Source organism: Streptomyces sp. NPDC046931 (genome assembly GCF_040644655.1).
In the GTDB taxonomy this organism is placed as follows: Bacteria; Actinomycetota; Actinomycetes; order Streptomycetales; family Streptomycetaceae; genus Streptomyces.
Window position 1 is genome coordinate 26,960 of record NZ_JBEYWX010000040.1, and the last position, 22,986, is coordinate 49,945.

General features: G+C 67.3%; 20 protein-coding genes and 3 pseudogenes. 10 read left to right on the forward strand and 13 right to left on the reverse strand.

Annotated elements, in window-relative coordinates:
* Window positions 1-489: 489 nt before the first annotated feature.
* Window positions 490-2,028 carry a sulfatase gene (locus tag ABZ876_RS37355; RefSeq protein WP_361790283.1) on the forward strand — a complete coding sequence of 513 codons (1,539 nt, stop codon included), beginning with the start codon at window positions 490-492 and terminating at the stop codon, window positions 2,026-2,028.
* Between the two features lie 479 nt (window positions 2,029-2,507).
* Here ABZ876_RS37355 and ABZ876_RS37360 read toward each other — a convergent pair whose 3' ends face one another.
* From ABZ876_RS37360 to ABZ876_RS37375, 4 genes are all read right to left on the reverse strand, one after another.
* Window positions 2,508-2,864, reverse strand: coding sequence for a hypothetical protein (locus ABZ876_RS37360; protein WP_361790286.1), 357 nt, complete (start codon window positions 2,862-2,864; stop codon window positions 2,508-2,510).
* A gap of 127 nt (window positions 2,865-2,991) precedes the next feature.
* Entirely contained in the window at window positions 2,992-3,378 is a 387-nt protein-coding gene (locus tag ABZ876_RS37365; protein ID WP_361790289.1) for a peptidase inhibitor family I36 protein, read from the reverse strand.
* Window positions 3,379-5,026: 1,648 nt separating this feature from the next.
* Window positions 5,027-5,263, reverse strand: a complete 237-nt coding sequence (locus ABZ876_RS37370) for a hypothetical protein (RefSeq protein ID WP_361790292.1) — start codon at window positions 5,261-5,263, stop codon at window positions 5,027-5,029.
* A gap of 31 nt (window positions 5,264-5,294) precedes the next feature.
* Window positions 5,295-5,576, reverse strand: a complete 282-nt coding sequence (locus ABZ876_RS37375) for a hypothetical protein (protein ID WP_361790295.1) — start codon at window positions 5,574-5,576, stop codon at window positions 5,295-5,297.
* Between the two features lie 739 nt (window positions 5,577-6,315).
* Here ABZ876_RS37375 and ABZ876_RS37380 point away from each other — a divergent pair.
* Window positions 6,316-7,326, forward strand: coding sequence for an L-dopachrome tautomerase-related protein (locus ABZ876_RS37380; RefSeq protein WP_361790298.1), 1,011 nt, complete (start codon window positions 6,316-6,318; stop codon window positions 7,324-7,326).
* Between the two features lie 432 nt (window positions 7,327-7,758).
* On the opposite strand, the pseudogene ABZ876_RS37385 reads toward ABZ876_RS37380, so the two are convergent.
* The 4 genes and pseudogenes from ABZ876_RS37385 to ABZ876_RS37400 form a co-directional block, all read right to left on the reverse strand.
* A pseudogene (locus tag ABZ876_RS37385) lies at window positions 7,759-9,045 on the reverse strand (IS701 family transposase).
* Between the two features lie 141 nt (window positions 9,046-9,186).
* Window positions 9,187-10,149: a WGR domain-containing protein gene (locus ABZ876_RS37390; protein ID WP_361790301.1), complete on the reverse strand. Its 963-nt coding sequence runs from the start codon at window positions 10,147-10,149 to the stop codon at window positions 9,187-9,189.
* A gap of 92 nt (window positions 10,150-10,241) precedes the next feature.
* Window positions 10,242-11,365: pseudogene (locus ABZ876_RS37395) on the reverse strand (IS630 family transposase).
* 83 nt (window positions 11,366-11,448) lie between these two features.
* The gene (locus tag ABZ876_RS37400) at window positions 11,449-11,763 is read right to left on the reverse strand and encodes a hypothetical protein (protein WP_361790304.1); all 315 of its coding nucleotides are present in this window, start codon (window positions 11,761-11,763) and stop codon (window positions 11,449-11,451) included.
* Between the two features lie 824 nt (window positions 11,764-12,587).
* Between ABZ876_RS37400 and ABZ876_RS37405 the strand changes: the two genes are divergently transcribed.
* From ABZ876_RS37405 to ABZ876_RS37435, 7 genes and pseudogenes are all read left to right on the forward strand, one after another.
* Window positions 12,588-13,349 carry a DeoR/GlpR family DNA-binding transcription regulator gene (locus ABZ876_RS37405; RefSeq protein WP_361790307.1) on the forward strand — a complete coding sequence of 254 codons (762 nt, stop codon included), beginning with the start codon at window positions 12,588-12,590 and terminating at the stop codon, window positions 13,347-13,349.
* A gap of 190 nt (window positions 13,350-13,539) precedes the next feature.
* The gene (locus ABZ876_RS37410) at window positions 13,540-14,871 is read left to right on the forward strand and encodes a sugar ABC transporter substrate-binding protein (RefSeq protein ID WP_361790346.1); all 1,332 of its coding nucleotides are present in this window, start codon (window positions 13,540-13,542) and stop codon (window positions 14,869-14,871) included.
* An 85-nt stretch (window positions 14,872-14,956) separates the two neighbouring features.
* Entirely contained in the window at window positions 14,957-15,919 is a 963-nt protein-coding gene (locus ABZ876_RS37415) for a sugar ABC transporter permease (RefSeq protein WP_361790310.1), read from the forward strand.
* Window positions 15,919-16,776 carry a carbohydrate ABC transporter permease gene (locus ABZ876_RS37420; RefSeq protein WP_361790313.1) on the forward strand — a complete coding sequence of 286 codons (858 nt, stop codon included), beginning with the start codon at window positions 15,919-15,921 and terminating at the stop codon, window positions 16,774-16,776. Before ABZ876_RS37415 ends, ABZ876_RS37420 begins: the two co-directional genes overlap by 1 nt.
* A complete protein-coding gene (locus ABZ876_RS37425) occupies window positions 16,773-17,762 on the forward strand; it encodes a zinc-dependent alcohol dehydrogenase family protein (RefSeq protein ID WP_361790316.1) in 990 nt (329 codons plus the stop codon). The genes ABZ876_RS37420 and ABZ876_RS37425 overlap by 4 nt, the downstream gene beginning before the upstream one ends.
* The gene (locus ABZ876_RS37430; RefSeq protein WP_361790319.1) at window positions 17,759-18,820 is read left to right on the forward strand and encodes a carbohydrate kinase; all 1,062 of its coding nucleotides are present in this window, start codon (window positions 17,759-17,761) and stop codon (window positions 18,818-18,820) included. Before ABZ876_RS37425 ends, ABZ876_RS37430 begins: the two co-directional genes overlap by 4 nt.
* 229 nt (window positions 18,821-19,049) lie before the next feature.
* Window positions 19,050-19,148 (forward strand): annotated as a pseudogene (locus ABZ876_RS37435) (endonuclease domain-containing protein); the annotation flags it as partial.
* A gap of 669 nt (window positions 19,149-19,817) precedes the next feature.
* Here the strand turns inward: ABZ876_RS37435 and ABZ876_RS37440 are convergent.
* The 4 genes from ABZ876_RS37440 to ABZ876_RS37455 form a co-directional block, all read right to left on the reverse strand.
* Complete coding sequence (locus ABZ876_RS37440; protein ID WP_361790322.1) at window positions 19,818-20,351, reverse strand: GNAT family N-acetyltransferase; 534 nt, start codon at window positions 20,349-20,351, stop codon at window positions 19,818-19,820.
* Window positions 20,352-20,560: 209 nt separating this feature from the next.
* Complete coding sequence (locus ABZ876_RS37445; protein ID WP_361790325.1) at window positions 20,561-20,803, reverse strand: hypothetical protein; 243 nt, start codon at window positions 20,801-20,803, stop codon at window positions 20,561-20,563.
* A 57-nt stretch (window positions 20,804-20,860) separates the two neighbouring features.
* Window positions 20,861-21,103: a hypothetical protein gene (locus ABZ876_RS37450; protein ID WP_361790328.1), complete on the reverse strand. Its 243-nt coding sequence runs from the start codon at window positions 21,101-21,103 to the stop codon at window positions 20,861-20,863.
* Window positions 21,104-21,108: 5 nt separating this feature from the next.
* Window positions 21,109-21,996 carry an SAM-dependent methyltransferase gene (locus ABZ876_RS37455; RefSeq protein WP_361790331.1) on the reverse strand — a complete coding sequence of 296 codons (888 nt, stop codon included), beginning with the start codon at window positions 21,994-21,996 and terminating at the stop codon, window positions 21,109-21,111.
* 84 nt (window positions 21,997-22,080) lie between these two features.
* On the opposite strand from ABZ876_RS37455, the gene ABZ876_RS37460 reads away from it, so the two are divergent.
* Complete coding sequence (locus ABZ876_RS37460) at window positions 22,081-22,458, forward strand: hypothetical protein (RefSeq protein ID WP_361790334.1); 378 nt, start codon at window positions 22,081-22,083, stop codon at window positions 22,456-22,458.
* Window positions 22,459-22,779: 321 nt separating this feature from the next.
* Here the strand turns inward: ABZ876_RS37460 and ABZ876_RS37465 are convergent.
* The coding region (locus ABZ876_RS37465) for a hypothetical protein (protein ID WP_361790337.1) at window positions 22,780-22,986 on the reverse strand (207 nt) is incomplete at its 5' end.

Here is a 22,986-nt window from a genome sequence, read left to right on the forward strand (position 1 = left end):
CCCCTGAGCGGTGGCTCTTCTCGGCTCCTGCCGGGGCAACCCCCGCGGGTGCGGGGACAGCGGCGTCCTCGAACAGCACACCACCGTTGCCGGGGCGCAACCCCCGAGTGCGGGGATGCCCCGATCCCGCCGACGCTGTGCAGGACGATCACCGAGCAACCCCCGCCGGTACTTGCCCCACAGCCGCGAGACCCGCTCGACCGCGTCCGGCGACAGCCCCAGACCTCGCCACTGACAACGACACCGGCATGCAGGATCGGCGGACCCGGCTCCGCCACCTGCCCGGCCCCCTTCGCCCCGACCGGGCCAAACAGACATGGCAAGAACACCAAGCACTGAAAGAAGCCGAACCAGACCTCGGCCTCGGCACCGGGCCTGTGGGACGCGCACCTCGGCTGATGAGCTGGGCCCTTCGGCACAAGGAATCCACAAGAAGCGCTCTTACTCTCGCTGGCCACCGACCGGCGGACTAGAGGGAGTTGAGAGTGCATGCACGGATCGTCACCAGGCAGGAGTGCGGCAGGGCAGGTGCTGCTGTGGGTTGCCATGGCCGCCGCGCTGCTCGTCGGGTGCTCGGCAGCGCCCGGCAAGAGCGCCGCGGTCGGGGCGTCCGCATCCTCGTTGGCGGGGAGTTCTGAACAGAGCCGCAAGCCCAACATCATTTATGTACTCACCGACGATCTCTCCTGGAATCTCGTGCGGTATATGCCGCACGTTCAGCAGATGAGCAAGCAGGGGACGACGTTCTCGAACTACTTCGTCACCGACTCGCTCTGCTGCCCCTCGCGTTCCTCGATACTCACGGGGCAGTACCCCCACAACACCGGGGTCTTCACCAACAACGGGGACGACGGAGGCTATGGCGCCTTCATGAAGAACGGCGACGAGAAGAAGTGCTACGCGCCGGCTCTTCAGAAGGCCGGCTACCGCACCGGCTTCATGGGCAAGTACCTCAACGGCTACCAGCCGAAGGACACCAGCGGCACCGATCACCCGTATGTGCCTCCGGGCTGGAACGAATGGGACGTGGCCGGCAACGGGTATCCAGAGTTCAACTACGACCTCAACGAGAACGGCAAGGTCGTCCACTACGGCCATGACCCGCAGGACTACCTGACCGACGTGGTGTCCGCCAAGGCGGTCTCCTTCATCGGTTCCTCGGCGGCGGACAGCAAGCCGTTCATGCTGGAACTCGCCACCTTCGCGCCGCACGAGCCCTCCACGCCCGCGCCCCGCGACGCCAACAGCTACCCGGGGCTCAAGGCACCCAAGAGCGCCGCCTACGATCGGCTGCCCGCGCAGGCGCCGAAGTGGCAGGCCGATCTCAAGCCCCTGAGCGACAAGGAGAAGACGCAGATCGACCGCAAGTTCGCCAAGCGGGTCCGCTCGGTTCAGGCCGTCGACCGGATGATCGGCCGCCTGGAGGACGTGCTGAAGGAGAAGGGGCTCGCGGACGACACGTATCTGGTCTTCGGCTCGGACAACGGCTTCCACATGGGTGAGCACCGGCTGCGGCCGGGCAAGCAGACCGCCTTCGACACCGATATCCGCGTCCCCATGATGGTGACAGGACCGGATGTGCCAGCGGGGCGGACCGCCTCCCAGCTGGTGCAGAACACCGATCTCAATCCGACGTTCCAGCAGCTCGCGGGGCTGAAGCCGCCCTCGGCCGTGGACGGTCTCAGCCTTGTCGACCTCTTCCACGGATCGTCGCCGAAGGACTGGCGTGAGTCCGTTCTGGTCGAGCATCACCATCCCGGAACGTCCAAGGGCGATCCCGACGCGGCTCCGAAGGACAGCGGCAATCCGCCGACGTACGAGGCGCTTCGGACCGCGGACAGTCTCTGGGTCGAGTACGCGGACGGGGAACGCGAATACTACGACACGCAGGCCGATCCCGCTGAGCTTAAGAATCTCGCAGGCAGTCTGAGCGACGGGAAAGAGAAAGCCCTGCACGAGACCTTGACCGCGCTCGCCCGTTGTTCGGGCTCCGAGTCCTGCCGGGACGCGTCGCGGCTGCACCAGTAGCCGTCATCGGACTGCGCTCGGCGGCATCCGGCTGCAGATACACGAAGACCCCGCATCCAGCGCCCTGAGGGGTGGCGGGGTCTTCCGCACTTCATGCGAACTGCCCCCCGGCACGATTTGAGCCTGCGCACACGGCTCCGGAGCCCAGGTGAGTGCGAGGGATGTCGGGCGCGCTGACCTGGAATAAGCATCGGACCGCGGAATCGGCAACAGTATTCCAACTTCCCTGCTGACGCTGCCCGCCCCGTACACCTCCATGAAGGCGACATAGTCGGCCGGAAACCGGGTCCCCCAGATCTCCTCGACCGCACTCCAGTCGATCCGCTCATCCACGCCGTGTGTCGTTGACAGAACCTTTGCGAGCACTGCCACCTGAGAATCTTCGCCCACTGTCGCTCCTTCTCATACATCTTCGAGGAGCCACAACTTATGTGATCACACACCCTGTGAAGACGGATGGCCTGGGGTTGACGCGGACGTCAACCCGGCGAACCATCCCAGTCACGGCACTGGCGTCCGCTGCGGCCCGCCCGGGCGCCCGCGGCGGCCCGGTGGGCCGAGCGCCGCAGGTGCCTGGGCAGCAACACGGTGCCGACGAGGAGTTGGAAGGCCGTCAGCGCGTAGCCGAACGGATAGTCCTCCCCCAGGCCCCAGCTCAGGGTGCCCGCGACGCCTCCGGCTCCCAGCCAGGCGATGGCCGCGCACGGCAGTGCGGCCCGCGTCCTTGCCTCCCCGTCGGCGGCCACGGCTCCCAGACCCAGGTCGGCGGCCACGACACTTAACTCGGCGCGGGCGCCCAGAAAAGCCGCGGCGAGTACGCAGGCAACCGCGTCCATTTGTGGACATCGCGATGCCAGGGCGATATCGGCGGAGTAAATTGCAATCTCCGTCCGTCACTTCACGAACTATGAGCAGTTCCGGTCACTCGCGCCCGAAAGCCCTTGACCGGCGTTCCGGTTCGGGCTAGCAGGTGGGGCGAGGGGAGATCGTGAAGGAGGTCATCCTGTCGTTCAGATTCGGCGCGATGGCCGCGGCTGACCCCCCGGCCGGCACCGCAGTCATGCAGTCCCGGTAGTTCGAGTCGCTATACAAAGTGACCCAGGACGTGGTGCGATTCCAGTACGACGTCGTCCTATCGTTCATGAAAGCACCGATGTTGGGCACACTGCCCGGCGCTGCGTAGAACCGGCCGGTGTAGCTGCTGTTCTGCCAGACACAGAAGTATCCAACCTGACACTGCTCGGGTGATGCCGCGGCTGATGGAGCGTTGACGATTCCCATGCCCGCAGCAGCGGCGAACACTGCTGTGGCCGTGGCGAGGCGAATATTTCTTGGTTGCCTGCGTAACATCCTTGGTTTTCCCCTCGTTCGGCTGATTCCCCACGCTACCGACCACAGATGTCGGTTCGTGGTGACGGTATTTCAATTTACCGCAAGGAATATGAGCGTTGGTAGGGTGCCACATGCCCCGGTACTTTACGTGTGGACCATCACGGGCCCGGGGACTTCTCAGTCAGGTGCTACGAGCTGTGTTTATGTGGCTACTCGATAGCGGTTGGCTTCGTAACTCGACGGGCGAGATGTGGCCTACCTCACTATGAAGTCACCGATTGTTGCACCAGTCGAGCCACTGCTGCGGCTTAAAACCGATCGTTGACTCCATTCCTGGAGCAAGCCGCACGTCCGGCGTTCTGCGAGGCAGTTCCAACAGGCTGTGGGTGAACCTGACGCCCAATCAATCCGCAATTGTGGCAAATATGACAACCGTTCGAGATGCGAGGTCAAGCGCGCCGGGCGTGGGCTGTGGGTCGTCACCCCGCGGGAAGGCGGTCCGAAGCTGGACGAAGGCTCCTCCAAGGCGGCAGCCGTGGCGGCGGCGCATGAGGCGCCCCGCGGCGCATGGGACGTCCCCGAGCCCCAACTGAGGGAGCGGGAGGGGCGGCGGGCCGGTTGGCCGGTTGGCCGGTTGGCCGGTTGGCCGGTTGGCCGGTCAGGATGCTGGAGATCACCTGCGAGCGGGAGGGGCGGCCCCTCCAGTGGGAGGAGCGGCGCGGCACCGGGTACTGGGCCGAGCCCTGCTACAAGTGCAACGGGTCGGGTCACATCATCGGTTATGAGCACGTGGACGGCGGCCGGTGCTGGGGCCCGTGCGAAGGTCAGGGCAGCGTGGGGGCGTGGGATACGGCAGACGCGGTGGCCATGGTGCGCCGCCAGGCGCGGGAGGAGGGGGCGGCCGTCGACCGGCGCGCGGCAACCGCGCTGCGGTCCGGCAGTTTTTGGGCGTGCCGCTGTGGCGGGCCTTCACCGCCGGTCTGTTGTGGCGGGTGCCCGCCAACCGGGTCCTGCCCGTGGAGCGGATGCTGCGGGACGGATCCTGGCGTTTGAGCCGATAGTTGGACATCTTGCGTTTGACGACGCGGGGCTGGCTGCGCAGGCGTCTGGGTGACAGGAGGCGTTCGAGCAGGTCGCGCCGAGACCTTCTACAACCGACGGCGATTGCGGAAGCATCCACTCTGGGGCTACCTCACCCCACTGGAGATCCGGCAGCGTCACGAGCAAGGACACGCCCTCGCGGCGTAAGCATCACGTGTCCAAGATCATGGGGAAACTTCACTTCCCGGACCCCGGCTGCAGCGGCGACGAGCCTGATCCCGCCATGCCCCAACGACCGCGCTTCCTGCCCTATGGCCAGCCGGCGCTGGCGCTCGTCCAGATGCGGTAACAAGGCCTGGAACTTCGCAGCCAGGACCGCCTCGATCCCCTCCACTCTCCCCATACCAGAACAACGATCCCAGCAGCCGGAAGCCACGACTTGTTTCCCGGCAAGCCCATACAATGGCTAAAACAATGAGGCGGATCGGCCCCGTGGGGCGTGTCCGGGCGGTGAGTGAGCGTTGTCCGATGCGTAGGGGAATCACCGTGGATCGTCTTCGGATGAGCGGTGGGCGCGGATCGAGCCGCTCCTGCCGGAGAGGACGCAGGTTCCGGTACCCCGGCCCTAAACCGCTGCTGCGAGACACTCCAGGACCCAGGTGACCGCCAGCGACGCCAGCTCCTGCGCCATCTCCTCACCGAATTCCTCGGGCAGCGGCTCCCGCTCGTCCGCGACATCGCTGATCTCGAACGCCGTCTTCCAGCGTCGGCCGGCCGCACAAAAAGCGACCTGGATCGGCCAACGGGTTCCGTCGGCCTCGACATCGGTGACCGTGACATCGCCCCACGTCGGATCGGTCACCGCGCGGCGATGGTGTGGTGGTCCGCCGTGATCAGGCTGTCCCGGCGCCTGGCCGCAGACGCTCCGCGCTGGCCGGAAAAGCGCCCCGACCGACTGGCCCGGGCGCGGGTGTGAACCGTCCGTCCTTCGCCCGCACCAGCCAGCCCCGCTTCTCCAGCACGTAGGCACGGTGACGGATCTTCTCCACCTCGTTCTTGATCTCCGCTTCCCGGCCCACCGCCCGCGTCAACTCCACCCCGCTCACCGGCCCCGACGCAGTCACCACCGCGGCGAACACCTCCCGGTACAGGCCGCTGAGCGCCTCCTCGCCCATCCCCGACCGCCACACCGGCGGCCGCTCGCCATGCCCGCCCCCAAGCCGCCCGCTCCCACGGCGGCAGCCGTCTCACCACCAGACGGCACGGAAACCGGCGTATTCACCGGACTCTCCTCCGCCAGCACCGACACGAGCTCCTCACGCCCCACCCGGGCCCGCTCGACCCGCTCCCGCGCGGCATCCACCTCCGCCTGAGCCTGCTCCAAAACCTCCGTACAGGACTCCAGATCCTGCCTCGCCCGCGCCTCACGCCGTTCCATCAACCCCAGCACCGACGGCATCGCACCCTCCTCGATCAACAGAACGAGTGAAGCTTTTGCCCCGGATACGACTGCGCGTTAGCATTCGATTCCACAAGTTCCGGAGGGTGCCGGAACTTGTGGAGAGCGTGTTTGCATGCATGTCTCCGCCGGCCGGCGGAGACATGCTCCTGGTTGCGATCCCCGTTCATCGGTCATAGGTTTGTATGGGCTCTCATGACCGCAAAAGAACAGACGGATCAACTGCCCCGAAATTCTCGTTCCTAATTTCGGAACAGGAGCAGGACGTGACTGGGAGAAAGATATCGAGCCGCGGCGTCGTCGCACTGCTGGCGACCCTCTGTATCGGGGGCAGCGCTACCCAGACATCCCTGGTGAGCTCGCAGGTCGATTCGAGGGAACCTCCCGGCGCACCCGCGCAGAACAAGCAACGCCTGCAGCCTGTCGCGGAATTCAACGGGGCTATGCCCACAGGAGTGAGCGTCTCACGCACCGACCGGGTGTTCGTGAACTTCCCCCACTGGGGCGACAAGGTGCAGTACTCGGTCGCCGAAGTGCGCAATGGGAAAACCGTCCCCTACCCGAACCGCGAGATCAACACCGCCGACACACGCGACCCCGCGCATCACTTCCTGGGGGTGCAGAGCGTCGTCGTCGACGCCGCCGACCGGCTGTGGGTCGTGGACACCGGGCGCATCCAGTTCGGCAACGCACCAGTGGGCGGGCCCAAACTCGTCGCCATAGACCTGCGCACCAACAAGGTCATCCGGACCATCCTGCTGCCCCGTCAGGTCGCCGGCCCCCGTAGTTTCGTGAACGATGTGCGACTCGACCTCACCCGAGGCAAGGCGGGCACCGCCTACCTCACGGACGCCTCCTCGGACGGCCCCAACGGGCTGATCGTCGTGGATCTGGCGTCCGGGACATCCTGGCGCCGACTGAACAACGTGCCCTCGGTACGCCCGGTGCCCGACTTCGTTCCCGTCATCGACGGGAAGCGAATGCTCAACCGGCCGGCACACGGTCCCACCAGCCCCATCAACATCGGGTCGGACGGCATCGCCCTGAGCCCGGATGGCAAGACCCTCTACTACTGCCCCCTGTCCAGCCGCACCTTGTACTCCGTGCCGACGAGCGGTCTGACCGACCGCCGGGTAGCGGATTCCGAGATCGCGAAGACCGTTCGCAATCTCGGCACGAAAGGGATGTCCGACGGGCTGGAGACGGACAACGCGGGCCGCGTGTACGGAGGCGACATCGAGCACAACGCACTCGTCTTCCGCGACACCGACGGGCGATTCCGCACCCTGGTCCACGACAACCGGCTGATCTGGCCGGACACCTTGTCGATCGGCTACGACCGGAACCTGTACGTGATGGCCAATCAGCTGAACCGGCAGGCCGCATACAACGCCGGCGTCGATCTTCGGCGCAAGCCCTACGTGCTCTACCGGATCCCGGTCGACGGCGGCCCCGCCCGTCGGTAGACCTCAGGGCGGCCCTTCCTCCGGCATCCGCGAGCGCGCCGAGTCCGTGATCAACGACGAACTGGCCGTCGCAGGCGCCTGAGCACACGCCTTCCTGACGCGAACCCCGCTGCCGCCCCCCGCGTCACGGTGCCGGGCGGCAGTGCTTGAGCAGCCATGCCGGCACCGGCATCGCGGAGCGGACCTCGGCCCACTCCGCATCCGTCATGTCACTCGGATAGCACCGCACCCGCCGACCCGGAGCGATCGAACCGAACCTGTGGACGTAGCAGTCACACCCAGGGGTGACCGCAGTGGACGCAGGCACAGCAGAGATGGCCAACTCGTCAGACAACGGGTCTCCATGCTCGTGACCGGCTTCAACAACCACGTCACTACCAAGGGGCCCGTTTCTTCATGCCCACAACCACACCGGCATCTCTGTCCGAATGATCACCCGCACCGCAGGCTCCGAACGAGATCCGGTTTGCCACAACGCACTGAGTCCGCTGTGTCGGCTTTTGGGGCCAGCCGCTGCTCGGTGAGGAAGGCGTGGGCGGCGCTCACCAGGGTGGCGTGGTGGTGCCAGCCGTTCCAGGAGCGGCCTTCGAAGTGGTCCAGGCCCAGGCCGTGCTTGAGTTCGCGGTAGTCGTGCTCGATGCGCCAGCGGATCTTCGCCAGGCGGACCAGGTCGGTGAGCGGGGTGTCGTCGGGCAGGTCGGACAGTCAGAACCGGGTCGGTTCGGCCTCGCCGTCGGGCCATTCGGCCAGCAACCGCACCTCCGGCAGGACACCGTCCCACCGGCCGTGCCGGGCCACCGCGGCTGCCTGGGCCAGCCGACGCGGGCGCACCCCGGCCGGCCGGACCCGCACCGCAAGGAAGCGGGAGGTCATCGGGCCGCGGGAGCCTTCCCGCCAGGTCACCTCGGTGAAGGCTTCCCATCCGGCGGCCGCTGCCAGGTCCGCCACCGGCACCGGTGGTTGCCGGTAGCGGGGAACCGGCGGCTGGCCGTTGCCGGACCAGGCCGGGGCGGCGGGGTGCGCGTCATGCGGCTGGACGGTGACATCGCCGCGGATGCCGACCACGTACGCGATGTCCCGCGCGGCCAGGCCGGCGCGGAAGTCGGCGTTCTGCCCGTAGCCGGCATCGGCCACCACCACCGGCGGCACCAGTCCCCATACGGCCAGTTCATCCAGGGCGTCCAGTGCCAGGCGCCACTTCTCCCGGTGCCCGACGTCCTCGGGCACGCCGGTCCGCCGGCGCCGGACAGCGTCATCGGCCCACTCCCGGGGCAGGAACAGCCGCCAGTTCAGCGGGCACGAGGCCGCATCGGAGACCGCGTGCACGCTGACCGCGACCTGGCAGTTGGCCTGCTTGCCCAGCGCACCGCAGTACCGGTGCGCGACACCGACCGACATCCTGCCGTCCTTCGGGAACGACACGTCATCGACCGCCCAGGCGTCCGCTCCGATCCGCGGCACCAGCCGCTCGGCGATCCGCCGGCGCACCGGCACCGGATCCCACGTGGACTGGTTCACGAACTGCTGCAGGTTCTGCTCGTTGCCGTCCGGCAGCCGCGAGGCCATGGCGTGGATCGACTTGCGGCGACCGTCCATCATCAGTCCCCGCAGATAGCAGTCGCCCTTGGCCCGCTGGTCCTTACGCGGCACCGAGGCGAACACATCCGCCACGAATAATGCCAACGTCGCCCGAACACGATTTACTTCATGTGCGTCCACACAGTCCTCATGCCCCTGACCACGGCAGGCAGACAGACCTAACGGAGTCCTACTAGTGCCGTGACCGAGAAGGTTCACCGGCTGCAGTTTGTTGACGTTTGGAAGCCCGGGGCTGCGGCCGACGACAGCCAGGCCGTTTCTTCAGTTGATCAGTAGGGACATCACGTCAGCGAAGGACATGGTCGTGTCGGGTTTCAGGCGCGTGGTTTCGCCTCGGAAGGACCGCACCTCCAGCCAGCTCTGTGGCGATGCCGTCGGCAGTACGTCCAGGAGCTTCTGGACGTCGCTCGGCCGATAGATCTTGAACTTCGGTGACGGTCGATAGAATGACGGCTGGATGTCGAAGCGCAGGTCAACGGCGGGATACGGCGCTCGTCCCCAGTCGCTGTAGGGCAGCGAGGCGTGACCGTGGATGCGGGCGTCGATCAGCACCTCCGGGTCCTCGTCCCCGATCTCGCAGTTGAAAATGGGGAAGGCTGTCGCGACCCGCGCTGCCGCTGCCGGATACGCGGCGCAGGCTCGGCCCAGTGCCGGCGAGCAGAACAGCGCGTGGTCGAAGGACCCGACCGGACTCGGCAATGCCACCTTGTGGTGGGACCGGCCTTCGAAGGCGAGGTCACGCCTGGAGCAGAGGAAGTCAAGGAACCCGGCAACCACCGCGTCCTGATGGCTGCCGGCTCGCACTGCGAAGCGGACCGCGCTGTGACCCTGCTCGCGCAGCACGTAGTACTCGAAGAAGCCCATCGGGTGATCGGGCGTGCGCGCGCAGCGAAAGACTTGGTCGAAACCGTCGACTGGCAGGAACTCCGGCACCGGCGCGTAGGTGCTGGCGGCCCTGGTGAGGACGTCCAGCACTGGCGCACCAGTCTCGGCTTCTGCCGGATCGCAGGGAGGTTCCACCTCGGTGAAGCCCTTGCGAAGACGTTCGTTGATCTTGCGTACTGCGTGGCGCCGCGCCTGTTCCTCGTCATCGAGGATTGTTGTGCTCGCCTTGCCGGGGGTTCGGTCGGAGCCCCAGCGGAGGAAGCAGCGGATGCCTTCCTGGCGGATCTCCCAGTATTGGAGGGTTGCCTCTTGCCGCTCGAACCGCCGCCATCTGGTCATCCGGCCTCCCGTGCCGCCTGCGGTGGGCCTGCGTCAGGACCGCACGCGGGTGACCCTATCGCTCGCCTGCGAGCTTGCCTTCACCGCGATGGTCAGGACGCGGGGACGCGCATCCGTCCGCCCCAGCGGATCCCCTTCTCGCTGCGGATGCGGGCGCGCTCGCGGCGTTGTGCGGCGAGGACGTCGGGGTGGCGGGCGTTGGCGTTGCGCCGGCGCAGGTAGGCGTGCAGGGCCCGGGTCTGGACGGCGTTGGTTGCGGTGGTTGGAGTTGGCGATCGTGAACTGCCGCAGCGGCCCGAAGTGGGCCTCGATCGGATTCGCCCACGACACGTAGGTCGGGGTGAAGCACGGCTCGAGATGATGCTCCCTGGCCCAGCGCCGGATCGTCTCGCCCTTGTGGGCGGACAGGTTGTCGAGAATGACGCAGATCGGGGCACCGTCCGGTCGAGCCGCCCGGATCGACCTGAGGGCGGCCAGGGTGTTGTTGGCGCCCTTCTTGCGGCGGTTGACGCCCCACAGGGTGTCGTCGCCGACCGAGTAGCAGCCGTGGAAGTAGCGGACGCCGTGGGTGCGGTGGCAGGTCGCGGGGTGCCGCTCGGGATGACCGGCGGGAGCCCAACCAGCTCCGGCGGTGGGCCCGGATGCCGAGCGGGCCGAACTCGTCGAACGCGAACACCCGGTCGGGGAACCGTTCCAGGACGTGCTCGATGCGGTCGAGCTTGGCGTCGCGGTCAGGGTCTGGCGACTCCTTCCAGGTCTTCGTGCGTTGGAAGGTGACGCCGCGCCGGGCGAGCAGGCACCGTAACGCCTCGCGGCCGATCCGGATCACACGGCCGTGAACACGTCGCAGGTAGGCGGCGAGCTTGCGGATCGACCAGCGGGTGAAGGGCTGGCCGAGCTTGGTCGGGCGGGTGGTGGCCGTCGCGATGACGAAGTCCTCGTCGTCAGGACTGAGCAGGCGGGGACGGCCTCCCGCCCAGCGAGGGTCCAGGCAGGCCAGGCCGATCTCGTTGAAGCAGTGGATCGCGTGGCGAACCGTGTCCTCGTCCGCCTGCACCAGCTGGGCGATGACCGGGACGCGGTTCCCGCCGGCCGAGGCCAACAGCATCATCGCGCGCCGGTAGCGCACCGAACTGGTGCTGCCCCGGCGCACGATCTGCTGCAGCTTCTGCCCCTCCTGGTCGGTCAGTCTGCGCACACGGACGGGCTCGGCCACCACACCTCCAACGGTCGGACCGGACGTCGCCGCACATCCAACCGCCGTCACCGCGGGCCGGGCGAACCTTCCTGGTCGGAGGGCTACTTCTCGCGCAGAGTCTCGATTTCGGCGGCCAGCACCGCCATGTTGCGCACGTGCGTGTAATAGCCGGCCGCGTACGCGTCGTCGATCGCCGGGAGCACCCTTTCGAAAACCGCCGTCAGCCGGATCAAGCCTCTGCCGCGCTGTTCGTCGAGCGGTCCCTTGAGCACGCCCTGGGCGTAGCCGTAGGCGTCCGCATCAAGCATCACCATGTCCTGGTCCTCGATGTCCAGACTGCGGAAGCCTGGCGGGAACGGCGTGGCCATGTGCTCGGCCATCATCTGCGAGAGCGCATCGAGCTTCTCTTCGAACATGCGCGAGATCCTTCCGTCTCACCCGGTGAACCAATGCGGTCACAGCACTAGCCAGGCGACGAGGCTCTGCCACGGAGGTTCGGCCTGGTGTTCTACTTCGTCGTCCCCTTCTGAGTGGCCAGGGCGGGCGCTGGGTCGTGGCGAGCGCCAGCTGCATGCCGATCCGCGCGCACACTCGTCGAATCGACCGAAGGTTAGCCGCTGTTAGCCGACCAAAATCCGGTATCTGGCAGGAGCCTGCGACGTGACTACCGGGCAAGCTCGGCATCTTCCTCTCACGACACTTCCGGCCCTGGAACCCCGGGACTGGCGCCGCTGCCCCGGCCGCCCACCCTCCTCGGCACGCGGAGGCACACGTCCAACCCAGCTATTCGTCTGTCGGCACCCCCTCAAGCGGCCGGCGGCCGCCGTCGCCTGCGCCGTGTAGACGAACGACGCACTCCCGGTGCGCAGCACGCGTGATCCATGCACCGACCCACACGGCCCGGCCGACGACGCATCCGGCATCGTTCGGCGGACCGATCAGACCTGCCGAATCGTGCCGCCCGGCCTTCCCGGACTGGAGGAGCATGAGCAGCGATGAGGTCAGTCACAGTCCGCTGTCTGCCCGAACCGGGCACTGCAAGCGGTCCATACGGGCAACGATGAATGGTACAAAACGTATGGCAATGCCGTGACCTGCGGTTTCACGTAGCCCCATCAGGCATCATCGGGCGATTTCAGGCCCATTGTGGGCCGCTTTGCGCCAAAAGCTGATTGGTATAAAAGACCGGCAAGACCGGGCACGCCGTGCCCGGACCGGAACGGAAGGCGAGGTGAGCGCGATGAACGCCGAAGAGCGTCAGAGCCGGATTCTCGCGCTCGCCCGCCACCAGGGACGGGTCGAGGTCACCACCACGGCCGTCGACCTGGCCGTCGCACCGGAGACCGTCCGCCGCGATCTCAGCGTCCTGGAACGCAGGGGCCTGATCCGCCGCACCTATGGCGGCGCCTATCCAGTCGAGGGCGCAGGCTTCGAAACGGGCCTCCCTGAACGGGAGACCCTGCACGTCAAGGACAAGCGCCGTATTGCCGCGGAGGCCGTCAAGCTCCTCGGTGACGCGGAGACGGTATTCGTGGACGAGGGCTACACCCCCCAGCTCCTCGCCGGCCTCCTCCCCTGTGACCGGCCCCTGACCGTGGTCACCGCGTCACTGTCCACCGCAGCCGCGATCGTGGACTCCCCGCAGCTCAACGTGTTGCTCCTCGGAGGCCGAGTCCGGGCCCGGACGCTGGCCACGGTGGGCTCATGGGCCTGCGCCATGCTCGAACGATTCGTGATCGACCTGGCCTTCCTAGGGTCGAACGGCATCTCCCGCGAGCTCGGCTTGACCACCCCCGACCCGGTGGTGGCCGACGTCAAGGCCAAGGCACTGGCTGTGTCGCGCCGACGCGTCTTCATGGGGCACCACAGCAAGTTCGGCGCGAGCAGCTTCTGCCGCTTCGCCGGGGTGGACGACTTCGAGGCCATCGTCACCGACACCGGGCTCTCCAGCGCCGAAGCGCACCGCTACTCACTGATGGGGCCCCGCGTCCACCGGGTCTGACCAGCTCAGCCCGCCCCTACGGCCACGGGCGGCTTCACCGGAGCCGCTCCGACGGCACCCCCTGTCCAGTCAGCCGAACACCCCCGTCTGCCCGATCCCACATTCCCGCCCCCCCATCCTCGCTGCTCACACCCGACATTTGATGAAAGGGACGATCATGAACTCCAGAAGAACTGTTCTGCGGCACACCATGCCGCTCGGCGCGCTCGTCATGTGCGGCGCTCTGCTCACGGCCTGTGCGGGCGCGGGTGGCTCGGGGGGCGGCTCCGGCTCGCACTCCATCAACGTGCTGATGGTGAACAACCCGCAGATGGCGGACCTGCAGAAGCTCACGGCAGACAACTTCACCAAGGAAACCGGCATCAAGGTCAACTTCACGGTGCTGCCCGAGAACGACGTCCGTGACAAGATCACCCAGGACTTCTCCAGCCAGGCCGGCCAGTACGACGTGGCCACGATCAGCAACTACGAGACGCCGATCTACGCCAAGAACGGCTGGCTCGCCCCGCTGACCTCGTACGCGAAGAAGGACACCGCCTTCGACCAGAGCGACATCCTGCCCGCCATGCAGCAGTCCCTGACGGGGTCCGGCCAGATATACGCCGAGCCGTTCTACGGCGAGTCGTCCTTCCTGATGTACCGCAAGGACATCTTCAAGGAGAAGGGGCTGACCATGCCGGCCAACCCCACGTGGGAGCAGGTGGCCGCCCTGGCCGCCAAGGCCGACGGCGCCAAGTCCGGGATGAAGGGCATCTGCCTGCGCGGCCTCCCGGGATGGGGCGAGGTGATGGCTCCTTTGACCACGATGGTCAACACCATGGGCGGCACCTGGTTCGACAAGGACTGGAAGGCCCAGGTCGACAGCCCCGCCTTCACCAAGGCGACCAAGTTCTATGTCGACCTGGTGCGGGCCCACGGTGAGGCGGGCGCCCCGCAGTCCGGGTTCGCCGAGTGCCTCAACGACATGGAGCAGGGCAAGGTCGCCATGTGGTACGACGCGACCTCCGCGGCCGGGTCGCTCGAAGCCAGTGGGTCGCCGGTGGCCGGCAAGATGGGTTACGCGCCCGCACCGGTCGACCAGACCAAGAGTTCGGGATGGCTCTACACCTGGGCCTGGGGTCTGCAGAAGGCGAGCAGCCACAAGGACGACGCCTGGAAGTTCATCTCCTGGGCGTCCAGCAAGCAATACGAGAACCTGGTGGGCGCCAAGCTCGGCTGGTCAAACGTCCCGGCGGGCAAGCGGACCTCCACCTACAGCAACCCGAAGTACGTCGCTGCGGCCTCGGCCTTCGCCACCGCCACCGCGAACGCGCTGAAGTCCGCCGACCCGAGTAACCCCGGTGTGCAGCCGCGGCCCGCCCCCGGTATCCAGTTCGTCGGCATCCCCGAGTTCACCGACCTGGGCACGCAGGTCTCCCAGCAGATCAGCTCCGCCATCGCCGGCAAGACCAGTGTCGATCAGGCGCTGAAGGCCAGTCAGGCGCTCGCCGAGAAGGTCGCCGCCAAGCACGCGGCCAAGTGACCCCTTCCCGATCCACCCGACGCTCACGGCCTCCCGGTCCCGCCCCCGCGGGACCGGGGCACCGGAGCACAGCGGAGACGTACCGATGACCATCACTCACCCGCTCACCAAGCGTGCCCGGGCGCCGCAGACCGCCCACCCGGCGGCACCCCCACGGCGATCCCGCGGGGCGTGGGCCCGGCGGGCCCCACTGCTCCCGGCCCTGATCTTCATGATCGTGGTCACCCAGCTGCCGTTCGTCGGAACCGTGGCGATCTCGTTCATGCGCTGGAACGCCCTCGACCCGAACAACAAGGCCTTCGCGGGTCTGCAGAACTACAAGAATGCGGTGACCGACCCGGAGCTGCGTTCCTCCCTGCTGACGACCGTCACCCTGACCGCCACGGTGGTCCTGGTCAGCCTGGCACTGGGCTTGGGGCTGGCCCTGCTCCTGGACCGCAAGTTCCGTGGCCGCGGCATCGTCCGCACCATGCTGATCACACCGTTCCTCGTCGTGCCCGTGGCCTCCGCGTTGCTCTGGAAGCACGCGCTGTACAACGCCACCTACGGGCTGATCAACGGATCGCTGACCTGGCTGTGGAGTCTGTTCGGCAGCGACAGCGCGCCGCAGCCCGACTGGCTGTCCTCGCTGCCACTGATGTCCGTGGAGGCATCGCTGATCTGGCAGTGGACACCCTTCATGATGCTGATCACGCTGGCCGGTTTGCAGAGCCGCCCCGTGGACGCCGTCGAGGCGGCCCGCGTGGACGGTGCGACCACCTGGCAGGTCTTCCGCTACCTCACCTTCCCCCACCTGCGCCGTTACCTGGAGTTGGCCGCCCTGCTCGGCAGCATCTACGTGGTGCAGAACTTCGACGCCGTCTTCACCCTCACCGCCGGCGGCCTGGGCACCGCCAACCTGCCCTACACCGTCTACGAGACCTTCTACCAGGCACACGACTACGGGCAGGCCTCCGCGGAGGGCGTCATCGTCGTCATCTGCTCCCTCCTCGTGGGCACTTTCGCGCTCAGGACCGTCTCGTCCCTGCTCCGAGAGGAGACCCGCTGATGGCCACGCCCATGGACACTCCCGGGGGCTTCCTGGCACGTCGCAAGCGCGGTGCGCTCGGCCTGCTGGCCTGGCTCTGCGGAACCGTCTTCTTCCTCCCGGTCGCCTGGATGGTGCTCACGTCGCTGCACAGCGAGTCCGACGCCGCGACCAACCCGCCGAGCGTGGGGGCGCTGCTGACTCTCCAGGGCTACCGGGAGTTCTTCGGCGTGAGTACCGGCGTCTCTCCCTGGCCGCCGCTGATCAACTCATTCTCCGCGAGTCTGATGTCGACGCTCCTGGTACTGGTGCTGTCGATCCCGGCCGCCTACGCGCTGTCCATCAAGCCGGTGCGCAAGTGGTCGGACGCGATGTTCTTCTTCCTGTCCACCAAGATGCTGCCCTCGGTGGCCGGGCTGCTGCCGATCTACCTGATCGCCAAGGACAGCGGCCTGCTCGACAACGTCGCGCTGCTGGTCATCCTCTACACCTCGATGAACCTGCCGATCGCGGTATGGATGATGCGTTCCTTCCTCGCCGAGGTCCCCGTCGAGATCCTGGAGGCGGCCTCCATCGACGGCGCCGGACTGCCCACCGTCCTCGCCCGGATCGTCGCACCCGTCGTCGCCCCCGGCATCGCCGCCACCTCGCTGATCTGCTTCATCTTCAGCTGGAACGAACTGCTCTTCGCACGTGTGCTCACCGGCGTCGTCGCCGGCACCGCGCCCGTATTCCTCACCGGCTTCGTCACCAGCCAGGGCCTCTTCCTGGCCAAGGTGTGCGCCGCCGCCGTCTGCATCTCCCTACCGGTACTCATCGCCGGGTTCGCCGCCCAGGACAAACTTGTCCAGGGCCTGTCCCTTGGAGCAGTCAAGTGAAAGCCGCCGTCATCCACTCGCCCGGCCAGGTCAGCGTCGAGACCGTCGACGACCCCACACCCGGCCCCGGGCAGGTGGTGATCGAGGTCTCCGCCTGCGGCCTGTGCGGCACCGATCTCCACATCCTGCAGGGCGAGTTCGCCCCCACCCTACCCATCATTCCCGGGCACGAGTTCGCCGGCGAGATCATCGCCCTGGGAACCGGAGTACGCGACCTCAAGGTCGGCGATCGGGTCGCCGTCGACCCCTCGCTGCACTGCCACGAGTGCCACTACTGCCGCATTGGGCGCGGCAACCTGTGCGAACGCTTCAACGCCATCGGCGTCTCCGTCCCCGGCGGCGCGGCACAGTACACGCTCGCCCCCGCCGCCAACTGCGTCAGGCTCCCCGACCACGTCCGCACTGAGGACGCCGCCCTCATCGAACCGCTGTCCTGCGCGGTACGCGGGTACGACATCCTGCGCTCCTCCCTCGCCAGCAATGTGCTGATCTACGGCTCGGGCACCATGGGCCTGATGATGCTGGAACTCGCCAAGCGCACCGGAGCAGCCACCGTCGACATGGTGGACATCAACGAGGACCGGCTCGCCACCGCCCGCACCCTCGGCTGCAGCAACGCGGTGACCACCGCCGACGAAATCGAGCGCCCGCGCGGCTGGGACGTGGTCATCGATGCCACCGGCAACGCCCACGCCATCCAAGACGCCCTCGGCCGGGTCGGCAAGGGAGGCACCTACCTGCAGTTCGGCGTCGCCGACTACGCGACCCGGGCCACCATCGACCCGTACCGGATCTACAACCAGGAGATCACGATCACCGGCTCGATGGCGGTCCTGCACAGCTACGAGCGCGCCGCCGAGCTGTTCGCCGGCGGCGTCCTCGACCCGGACATCTTCATCAGCGACCGGCTGCCGCTGACGGACTACGCCGAAGCCCTGCGGCAGTTCCAGGCCGGGAAGGGCCGCAAGATCCAGGTGCTGCCGTGACCAGAAGTACCGAACACGGACACGGCCAGGCCCGCTCCGAGCTGGCGCCGGGAGTCCTGGTCGGCAGCGGGGACACAGCAGGCCCCGGGCTCCCGGCGCTCGTCATCGGCGAAGCACTGGTGGACGTCATCGCTGCCCCCGACGGCTCGCGCCGGAGCCACCCCGGCGGCAGCCCCGCCAACGTCGCCCTAAGCCTGGGCAGACTCGGCCACCCCGTCCGACTCGCCACCCGCGTGGGACACGACCACCTCGGCAGGCTGGTGCGAAAGCACCTGGAGGGCAGTGGGGTCGACTTGGCACCGGGATCCGTGGTCAACTCCCCCACCTCCACGGCGACCGCCGTACTCGATGCCAAGGGCGCCGCGAACTACACCTTCGACATCACCTGGGCGCTCTCGGCGGCCGTCGAGGAAGCACTGCGCGACGGCCCCCCGGCACATGTCCACACCGGATCCATCGCCACCGCCCTGAGCCCGGGAGCCGACCAGGTCTACAGCACCCTGCACGCCCTGCGGACCTCAGCCACCCTCTCCTACGACCCCAACCTCAGACCCGCACTGCTCCGCCCCGCGGAGCAAGAGCGTGAACGGGTGGAACAACTCGTCGTCATCAGCGACGTGGTGAAGGCAAGCGAAGAGGACCTGGCCTGGCTCCACCCGGGCGAGAACCCCGACAAGACGGCAGCCCGCTGGGCACGAAACGGCCCGTCGCTGGTCGTCCTCACCCTGGGAGCGAACGGCGCCCGGGCCTGGTGGCGACACGGCTGCCAGGACATAGCGCCGGTATCCGTCCAGGTCATGGACACCGTGGGGGCGGGCGACGCGTTCATGGCAGGCCTGACCAGCCGACTGCTGCATGCCGGCCTACTGGCAGGCGGCCCCGGAGCCGAGGCAGCAACGGCACGCGCGGCACTGCGCACGGCTACGGGCACCGACCGACTGCCCGCGGTTCTCGGCGACGCGCTGACGGTCGCCGCCCGAACGGCCGCGCTCACGTGCGCCCGTCAGGGAGCGGGCCCACCCACAGCAGCAGAACTAAGGGCCTGTGTGATGTCGTGATCAATCTTGCCGATCCGGGTCTTTCGGGAAGGGGGATCCGGTAGGAAGACGATCGTGACACGCAGGCAACTCTCCGACGCGCAGTGGAAGTTGATCGAGCCGTTCCTGCCGATAGGCGAGTACGGGCCGTACCCGGAGCGGCTGCGGGATCAGTTCCAGGGGGTGGCGGTTTCAGCTGGAAGGCCGGCTGTACTCGGTGCTCAGCAGGAAGCCCGGTACCTCCCGCAAGGTGGCTGGATGGGCGTGCGCCGTCTGCCGCACTGCGCCCGCCACCTTGCTCGACCACTGCCACGAACACGGCTACGTCCGCGCCCCCGTCTGCCAGTCCTGCAACACACAGGAACGCCCCGACCACCTGTACAGCAACGACATCCGCGTGGCGAACCGCTACACACGCCTCTTCCACACCGACACCGACGACTGGCTCCGCTGCCCCGGCTGCCGCGCACGCACCACCCTGCCCCTGCCGCACCTCGCCGCATGGACCGCCCACATAGCCTGCGGTCGTCCCGATGCCCAGCTTGGCCGCGACCGCTTTCATCGCGGCCCACTCTGTGTCCTACTCCGGACGTACCTCGGCGACCATGCGGACCGCTCGTTTACGCAGCTCAACGGGGTAGGGGGAAGGACGTGCCATGACTCGATCCTCTCAAATGATCGAGTCCCTATCGAACCCGGAACGGTTCACTCACCCCACCAGACCGCCGAACTGCTCGACCGGCTGGTCGCCACACGCACACTGGCCTACTGGCATCACGACCGGGACATCAACGAGGTGACCTGGAAGCTGATCGACCAGCAACCGCAGTCGGGCCCGAAGGCGCGAGATGGTGATGGCGCTATCTGAATCTGGCTCTGGCCGCAGCTCCGCGAAAGCGCAGGTCAGCGACTCGAAGACACCAATCCGTCCCTTGGTGTCCGTACCGTCGCGATCAATGCGCTCAGGGACGTAGGGACAGTGGTCGGCTGTCTTGTGATGATCGACGGCTCGGTCGGTTCACGCCTGGAACTCGGTGAGATCGATGGCGTGAACGCGCAGTGGGTAGCCGTACACCGGGTGTGCCGTCTCCCGCTCGGGCACCATGCCGAGCTTACGGATGACGTTCTCGGAGGCGTCGTCCCCCACCCGGTTGATGCCGATGACGCGGTCCAGGCCGCGGTCCTGGAGCGCGAACTCGAGCGCGGCGTGGGCGGCTTCGGACGCATAGCCCTGGTCCCAGAACTGTGAGCCGATCCGCCAGCTGATCGCCACGGCGGGCATCACCTCCGGCAGGAACTCGGGCACGGACAGTCCGGTGAAGCCGATCAGTTCGCCCGAGGCCAGCAGCTCGACGGCGAAGAGCCCGAAGCCCTCCTCGTCCCACTCCTCCTCCCACCGCTCGATGTCCTCGGCCGTGTGGTCCAGGTCGCGCACCGAGCCGTCGTCGATCCAGTGCATAACCCGTGGGTCTGCATTGATGTCCGCCATCGGCGCGAGGTCGTCGTCGTGCCAGCTACGGAGGAGGAGACGGGGTGTGCGGATCTCGGTCATGCGCCCATCCTGCCCAAGGCAAGCGCCTCAACGGTAATCCGGCGCTCCCCCACGCTGCCGCCGCGCAACCCCAAGGCGTCAAGCGCCTGCACCCCACACCGTGGCGAGGCAAACATTGGGCCGACGGCCAGGCGTACGACGTGCCACTTCGGCAGCGCGGTCGAGAGGTGAAACCGATTCTGCGCAGCCTGCCGCAGCACCAAGATCATTCACGGAATCGCGGTCAGCGCCGGATTCAGGGCTCTGGCCGCAGTTCCCGAACGGAGCTGCGAGTCAGCAGGTGGGCGGGACGACAGGCCAGGGGAGCCTTTCGGTAATGGCATGGCCATGACATGTTTGATCAGCTCGATCACATCACCTGATTCCAAAGGATTTACCAGTGGGGTTGCAACACTTCCCGCTTGAACTGCTGCATCCCAGGTCAGCAGCATGATCAAGTCAGAGATGCCCACACAACGGCAGGTCACACAGGGGGTTCGTTCCTGCCGATACAACTACCGCGCCCAAGGTCAGAGATCCAGCACTGTGGCAACTATGGAGGTAACTGACAGCCACGCAGGAAACCAGGGCGAGCAGGCGGTGACGACCAGACCGCCGACAATGTGCGGCAGCGTCTCGGTGATGAGGCTCATGACCGGCCTCCTCGGCACTGCGTCAGCCACCGGCCGCTGCTCGCGCTTGGCAGCGCCGCCCACCATACCGGCCGTGCGCGCGTTGGCGCGGGCCAGTCTGCGTCGCATGACGATGGGCATGGATGTCATGAACCACCGGACTCGGTGGTGTGCGGGGGCCGGATCCGGGCGACGCCGCCGTAGCTGTGGACCTGGTCCGGATCGTAGCCCAGCGTCTCCTCGGGGTGCGGTGTGGAACCCAGCTCCGGATGCCACTCGGGCAGCCGCACCACTCCCGGCTCCAGCAGGGCCGTGCCGTCGAACAGCCGGACGACCTCGGCGTGGCTGCGCAGCACCATGGGGGCGGCAACCTTGCGCTCGGCATAGACAGCGGCGCCGTCGGCCGTGGTGGGGGAAAAGTCACCGGTGCCGTGCGACAGCGCCAAATAACTGTCGTCGGGCAGCGCGTCGCAGTACGCGCGCAGCAGACCGGCGGGGTCGTCCTCGTCGGGGACGAAATGCAGGACACCGGAGAGCACCAGTGCGATGGGCCGGCCCCAGTCGAACAGGCCCGCCGCCCGGGCCTCGCTGATCACCGTGGCGGGCCGGCGCAGATCCCCGTGCCGGTAGACAACCTGCCCGGCCGGGCCGGAGCCGAGCAGGGCACTGGCGCTGGCCCCCACCAAGGGATCGTTGTCCACGTACAGCACCCGGCAGGCCGGATGCACCTCCTGCGCGACCTGGTGCAGATTCGGTGCGACGGGCAGGCCCGCGCCCAGGTCGAGAAACTGCCGCACGCCGTAGGCTGCCGCCAGGTGGCGCACCGCCCGGTGCATCCACGCCCGGGCGCCGCGGGTGCTGTCCAGCACGTGCGGGGCACGTCGCAGGACCTCCTCGGCGGTCTCGGCGTCGATCGCACAGTAGTGGGTGCCGCCGAGGTAGTAGTCGTACATGCGGGCGGGATGCGGCCGGCCGGTGTCGACCTGCTCGGCCGCGCAGCCGGGCGTCTGCGGGTCTGGGCCATCGGTGGGCATCGGTGTCCTCCTCACAGACAGGTGATGGCGACTGGTGCGGTCATGCGTAGGGTATGCGGCCGTATCCGATCCGCACGTTGCTTCTTGGCATCCTGGTGCGCTCGCCCGTCCCACGGCGTTGGCAACTACTACGACAAGGTCTACCAGCTCACCTCAGTGGTCAACGCGCAGGGCCACAAGCTCTCGTACGAGTACGACAACGTCAGCCAGGTCATCGATCCGAAGAAGAACGCAACGGCCGACACGACCGACTACACCTCCAAGACCGACTACGACCTGGACCACCGGGTCACGGCCGTCACCGACGCGGCCGGCAAGACCACTAGGAAGGGCTACGACAAGGACCCGCTGGTCATGTCGTCCACGGATGCCGAGAACAACACCACTCTCATCACGTATGACGAGAGAGGCGAGCGGACCAAGGTCAAGGTCCCTCACGAGGCACCACGACGCGGTCGATGAAGTTCGAGTACGACCAGGTCGGCAATACCAGCAAACTGCTCACTCCGCGGGCGACGGCGGCCGGCTCCGCCGACGCCTTCACGGTCCGCACGCCGTAGATGAGCTGAACCGTCCGGTCAAGCGGTTCCAGCCGTACGACCCGGCGGACTCCCGCTACAACGACCCGAACGTCTACACGGAGACGACGTACGACAAGGTGGGCCGGGTCACCAAGACAGACCTCCCTGCCGCCGTCGGACGGTGAGACGGTCCGCAACGACACCACCTGCAGGTTACTTCGACAACGGCTGGCTGAAGTCGTCCACGGACCCGTGGCTTCGTTCACGAGTACCGACAGCACCTGTACACGAGTTTGGAAGGCGCCGGCGGCGCGTCGTGTTCGATGTTCATGAGAAACGACAGCGCCCCCAACACGCCCCGCTGTCGCAGGGCCTCACCTGATACCTCCGAGGATGCCCCGGCCTTCAGGCCGGGGAGGAATCGGACCCCTGCGGAGCAGGGCAAGGAAAGACCAATCGCCGTCAGGGC